This window comes from Streptomyces lushanensis (assembly GCF_001700515.1).
Classification (GTDB): Bacteria; Actinomycetota; Actinomycetes; order Streptomycetales; family Streptomycetaceae; genus Streptomyces; species Streptomyces lushanensis.
The window spans coordinates 1-2,926 of the sequence record NZ_MAUD01000617.1; the positions used below are offsets into that span (position 1 = coordinate 1).

The window sequence follows — 2,926 nt, forward strand, 5'->3', positions numbered from 1 at the left end:
CCCCGCGCACGCGAGGACCACATGCTTCCACCGGCCGGCGCGGTGATGGGCCAGGGACCAACCCCGTGTGCGTGGGGACGAAAGGGACCGTGATCGTCTGGATCAATCGTGGGGACCAACCCCGCGCGCGGGGACGACCAGCGGGCCTTTGAGCACATGATGCTCGCATGGGCCAACCCCGCGTGCGCGGAGGTGACTTCGGGGCATTGTCGGTCAGCCGGCGTTCTTCGGACGGGTGAACGGTGTCGTGCCGGGCCATCCCGCGCCACCCGCGGTCCTCCACCGGGCCCTGACCTTCTGGACGCGGCTCCACGGCGTCCTGTCCCTGGAACTCGCGGGCCACTTCGCCGGTATGGGATTCGACCCCGAGCGGCTCTTCGCCGCCGAACTGGACGAACTGACCGGCCCGTCGACGCACTGACCACGCCACGCCACGCCACGCCACATCACGCGCCGGGCCGCGCCGAGTGCCATGCGCCGCGCCACGCGCGGAGGGCCTGGCGGTGCAGTGCAGCGCAGTGCGATGCGATGCAGTGCGCCGCGGTGAGTCGTACTTCGTGCTTTTCCGGCCAATAAGTTGCACCGGTGGCAACCATCGGTCGTGATCAACCGAGGGGCTCCTGGGGCGCCCGGTGCTCCGGAGCGATCTCCCTCCGACACCCGGCCCGCTGTGCGCACGCCTCCCGTTCGGGCGGGGCGCGTACCCCACCGTCCGCTGACGGTCCGTCACACGTTCGCCACCGGGAAGCAGTGACGCCGTCGGCGGCCCGCGCGGCCAAGGGCCGGGGCGCCGTGCGTACCGTGGGCGACGCGCGTAGGTGTACGGGCCGTGCCCTGCGGTCACGCGTCCCGAACCCCGCGCAGTTGAGATACGCCGTCGCGCGCGGATCGGCGTATTCCGTTCTTCCGCCGGTCCGGGCGCGCGTGAATGGCACGGAATGATTTCTTCCGGCGCGGTGCTCTCCCGCCACTTCCGGTGGCACGAATGCCAACGCGAATCGGGAATCGAGCGAACACACCGTTGCCGCCACGCATATCCACAGTGGATGTGCGGGTGGCCGTGGCCGTCCCCCGCGCCGGAGCCGGCCCGCTCGCCCGGTGCCGTACCGAGCGCCGCACGGCCGCCGTGGCGTCTGGGGAAAACCGCACGCATCCTCTTCCGGGCGTCCTTGTCGTCCATGGCGGGGCCTGATTAGGCTCCCGATCGTTTCGATTCCTGCACGTTTTCCGCTCATCTCGATGCGACGAAGAAAACGGAGGGCCGCGTGGAATCCACAGTTCCCGGAACGGGCAACTCCGTTTCCGAAAAAGGTACTTCGGGCGGTACTTCGGGCGTCGAGGAAGCCGGTTTACCGTGGCCGCCCACGGCGGCCGAACCCTCCACGCCCGGGTCCACGCGTGAAGCCGTGTCTGAGGCCGCGCCTCGGAGCGCGCCCGAGGTCACGCCCGAGGTCACGCCCGAGGTCACGCCCGAGTCCGCGCCCGGGTCCTCGCCCGCCCCGCGTGCCGGCCGGGGCGTCGGGGACACGCGGGACGTCAAGCTCCTGTGGTGCGCCAATGCCGCCGACTCCCTCGGCAGTCAGACGTCCGGAGTCGTCCTGCCGCTGCTGCTGCTGGGACTCGGCCAGTCGCCCGCGGTGGTGGGACTCGTCGCGGGAGTGTCCACGGCGGCCGGGCTGGTGCTCGGCCCGCTGGTCGCCGTACCGGCCGATCGCGGCGCGCGCAAGCGGGTGATGTTCTGGTCGGCGACGGTCTCGGCGCTCGCGATGGCCTCCGTGGCCGTCGCCCTCGCCGTCGCCGGAGGCAGACCGTCCCTGGCCCATCTGCTCGGCGCCGTGCTCGTGGAACGGACCGCCACCGCCTGCTACGAGGCCGCCGCCCGGGGCACGGTCGCCCTGATCTCCGAGCCCGGCGGCCTGCCGCGCGTGGTGGCCGGGCTGGAGGCGGGCGACCGGGGCGCGCTGGTCGTCGGCCCCGCCCTGGGCGGCCTGCTCTACCAGGTCTCGCGGGCCCTGCCGTTCCTGGCCGACGCCCTCTCGTACGCCGTCACGGCCGTGTGTGTCGGGGCCATGCGCTCGGATCTCCGCGCGGAGACGCGCACGGATCCGCGCTCGGAGTCGCGTGCGGAGATGAGCACGGACGGCCGCCCCGCGCAGGGCGGCCCCGCGTCGCAGGGCGGCGGCCCCGGGCACAGGCCCGCGCGGAAATCCGGACGCCCGTCCGTACGCCGCCGCGCCGCCGCGCTCGTCGCCGAGGCGGGCGCCGGATTCGCGCTCGTCCGTACGTCGCCCCTGCTGCGGCTGGTGCTCGTGTGGACCACCACCGTCAACGGCGTGCTGGCCGCGCTGTACTACGACGCCGTCTTCACGCTCCAGGAGAGCGGCCACGGCGCCGCGCCGATGGGCCTGGTCCTGGCGGTGTCCGGCGCCGCCGGACTCGTCGGCTCGCTCGCCGCGCCCGGGCTCACCGGCCGGACCGGGCTTCTCGGTGCCTCGCGGGTGCTCGTCGGGGTGTCGTGGCTGATGGTCCCGCTCGCGGCCCTGCTGGCGACGGCGGCCGAACCCTGGAGCTACGGCGCGCTGTTCGGCGGCTTCTGCCTGATCATGCCGCTGGCCACCGTGGTCCTCCAGGCGCGCGCCATCCACGGCACACCACCGGAGTTGCAGGCCCGCGCCGGGTCCGTACTGGCCACCGCGGCGGGCGGAGCCGCCGCCCCGGCCCCGGCCCTGGCCGGACTGCTGGCCGTGCACGCCGGCAGCGCCGCACCCGCACTCGTGTGCGCCGCGCTGCTGACGCTCCTGGCCTGCCGGCTGACCTTCGGCGGCGCCCGTGTCCTGGCGACGCGTGTTCCGGCGAGGGGACGGGCCGTATGAGCGGCTCCCGGGGCACCGCCGCCCGCCCGCCCGAGGAGGGCGCCCGCCCTCCC

At 74.0% G+C, this 2,926-nt stretch carries 1 protein-coding gene and 1 pseudogene; both read left to right on the forward strand.

Features of this window, described 5'->3' with window-relative positions:
* Positions 1-241: 241 nt before the first annotated feature.
* Positions 242-421, forward strand: a pseudogene (locus BFF77_RS31860) (TetR-like C-terminal domain-containing protein); the annotation flags it as partial.
* A 985-nt stretch (positions 422-1,406) separates the two neighbouring features.
* A complete protein-coding gene (locus tag BFF77_RS31865) occupies positions 1,407-2,873 on the forward strand; it encodes an MFS transporter (RefSeq protein ID WP_079125669.1) in 1,467 nt (488 codons plus the stop codon).
* Positions 2,874-2,926 lie beyond the last annotated feature (53 nt).